We start from the raw sequence: 2453 nt of genomic DNA on the forward strand, positions 1-2453 counted from the left end.
CCAGGTCATTCTCTATTCGGCCCAAGACCTTGCGGCCTATCGCGCGCTGAGGGCCCGCGGCGCGCTCGGCGAGGCGCGGCTCGCTCTGCTGTTCGTCCTGGGACGCTACGCCGAGGGCCGGCGGTCGACGCCCGCGGACTTGCTGCCCTTCCTGTTCGAGCCGGTCGCCGAGACCTGGAGCGTCTGCGCCTTCGGCCCAGCGGAACGCGACTGCGTCACGCTCGCGGCGCTGCTCGGCGGCCACGCGCGGATCGGCTTCGAGAACAATTTGCTGATGGCCGACGGCTCCCTCGCGCCCGACAACGCCGCGCTCGTCCGACAGTTCGTCGAGACGCTGCGCGTCCTCGGCCGCAGGCCGGCGAGCGCGGCCGAGCTGCGCGCGCTCTAGCGTCAGCCCTCGTCGCCCGGCGTCATGACCTCGAGCGCGCCGGGCAGAATCTCGAAGCGCGCCGGCGTCCGCGTGATGATCTCGCCGTCCGCATTCACCGGCCGGGCATGGCGCGTGAGCACCTCGAACCGGTCGCCCGTCAGCGACTTGATCTCGCGCCAGGAGCCGTGCTCGCCATAGCGCAGCGAGCGCAGCATCAGGACCAGCCGCCAGGCGCGCACGAATTTCAGCGCGTAGAGGTCGAGCCGGCCGTCATCGATCTCGGCGTGCTCGCTCACCATGTTGCCGCCGCCATAGAACCGGCCGTTGCCGACCGAGACCTGGAGCGCGAGCAGCCGCAGCGCCCGGTCTCCGGTCACGATCCTCACGCGGAAGGGCTTCGTCCGCGACAGCGCCTTCGCGGCCGCCACCGCGTAGCCGAGCTTGCCGAAGCGGCGCTTCACGTCGCTCGTCAGCTGGCCGGCGAGCTCCACGCTGAAGCCGACGCTCGCGACGTTGAAGAACGGTTCGTCATTGACCGAGCCGAGGTCGATCCGCCGCGGCCGTCCCTCCGCCGCGACCCGGCACGCGCCCGCGATGTCGGTCGGCAGACCGAGCGTGCGCGCGAGGTCGTTGGCGGTGCCCGTCGGGATGACGGCGAGCGGGCGCTTCGCCTCGAGCAGCCCCTTGGCGGCGGCGTTCAGGCTGCCGTCGCCGCCCGCCACGACGATGAGGTCGTGGGACGGCCCCTCCCGGGCGATCAGCGCGGACATCTCGTTCCGATCCGCGCTCACGCGATGGACGGGCGTTACGCCGAGCCCGGACAGCCGCTCCTCGATCTCATGGCGCGCCGTGGCGCCTTGTCGGCTCTTGGCGTTCACGATCAGCAGCGCGCTCTTGGTCATGCGGCGGTCCAACCCTCTCGCGGCTTGGGGCCGCCAAGGAATTTGATCGGCTCTTATCTAGGCGGCGCCGTACCTCCGCCATAAGCTCTTCACGGGCTTGTTGATCGGGGGACGCCATAAACCGCAGGCTTATCCACACCGGAGCGGCGCTCGCGCTTTGCGCGGGCCTCGCCGCGTGCTCCGGGGTGCAGTCGGCGCTCGACCCCGGCGGCCACGAGGCGCGCGAGGTCGCGAGCCTGTTCTGGGTGATGCTCGCCGGCGCGGGGCTGGTCTGGTCCGCCGTGATGGGCCTCGCGGTCTACGCGACGCGCATCCGGCCCGACCCGCATGAAGAGAAGGTCGGCCACCGGCTGATCCTGTGGGGCGGTGTGGCGTTCCCCGTGGTCGTGCTCGCCGGGCTGCTGCTCTACGGCCTGCCGCTGATGACGACGCTGCGCGAGCCCGGCGAGGGCCTCAGGATCGACGTCTCGGGCGAGCAGTTCTGGTTTCGCGTGACCTACCGCCCGAAGGACGGCGCCCCGGTCGCCTCCGCCAACGAGATCCGCATGCCGGTCGGCGAGCGCGTCGAATTCGCGCTGACCGCGCCCGACGTCATCCATTCCTTCTGGATCCCCTCGCTCGGCGGCAAGGTCGACATGATCCCGGGCCGCGAGAACCGGCTTGTGCTGAAGGCCGAACGGCCGGGTTCCTATCGCGGCGTCTGCGCGGAATTCTGCGGCGCGAGCCACGCGCTGATGGCTTTCACGGTCGTCGCGATGGAGAAGCCCGACTTCGACGCCTGGCTCGCGCGCCAGTCGGCGCCCCCGATAGAGGACGCCGGCGCGGCGACGGGCAAGGAGCTGTTCGTCAACAATGGCTGCGGGGCCTGCCACCGGGTCTCGGGCACGGAAGCGAAGGGCGAAGTCGGGCCCGACCTCACCCGCTTCGGCGAGCGCGGAACGGTGGGAGCCGGCCTGCTGCCGAACACGCGGGACAACGTCGTGCGCTTCATCCGCGAGACAGACGCGCTCAAGCCTCGCGTGAAAATGCCGGCCTATCCTGCCCTTTCGATTGAGGATACGGCCGCCATCGCCGCCTATCTCGGGAGCCTGAAATGAGCGCCGCGGCATCTTCCCTTCTCCCCTTGAGGGAGAAGGTGGCCGTCGGCGAAGCCGACGGTCGGATGAGGGGTGCGGGGGGGG

Annotated in this window: 3 protein-coding genes; 2 read left to right on the plus strand and 1 reads right to left on the minus strand. The window is 70.7% G+C overall.

What is annotated here, in order from left to right; genetic code table 11:
- On the plus strand, positions 1 to 388 hold a 388-nt coding region (locus tag EK403_RS12495), incomplete at its 5' end, for a 3-keto-5-aminohexanoate cleavage protein (RefSeq protein WP_164919587.1).
- A gap of 2 nt (positions 389 to 390) precedes the next feature.
- On the opposite strand, the gene EK403_RS12500 is transcribed toward EK403_RS12495, so the two are convergent.
- Complete coding sequence (locus tag EK403_RS12500; RefSeq protein WP_128777815.1) at positions 391 to 1272, minus strand: lipid kinase; 882 nt, start codon at positions 1270 to 1272, stop codon at positions 391 to 393.
- A 185-nt stretch (positions 1273 to 1457) separates the two neighbouring features.
- Here EK403_RS12500 and coxB point away from each other — a divergent pair, with 185 nt between their 5' ends.
- Complete coding sequence (gene coxB / locus EK403_RS12505; RefSeq protein ID WP_128777816.1) at positions 1458 to 2369, plus strand: cytochrome c oxidase subunit II; 912 nt, start codon at positions 1458 to 1460, stop codon at positions 2367 to 2369.
- The last annotated feature ends 84 nt before the right edge of the window (positions 2370 to 2453 follow it).

It is taken from the genome of Hansschlegelia zhihuaiae, from assembly GCF_004103825.1.
Lineage (GTDB): Bacteria > Pseudomonadota > Alphaproteobacteria > Rhizobiales > Methylopilaceae > Methylopila > Methylopila zhihuaiae.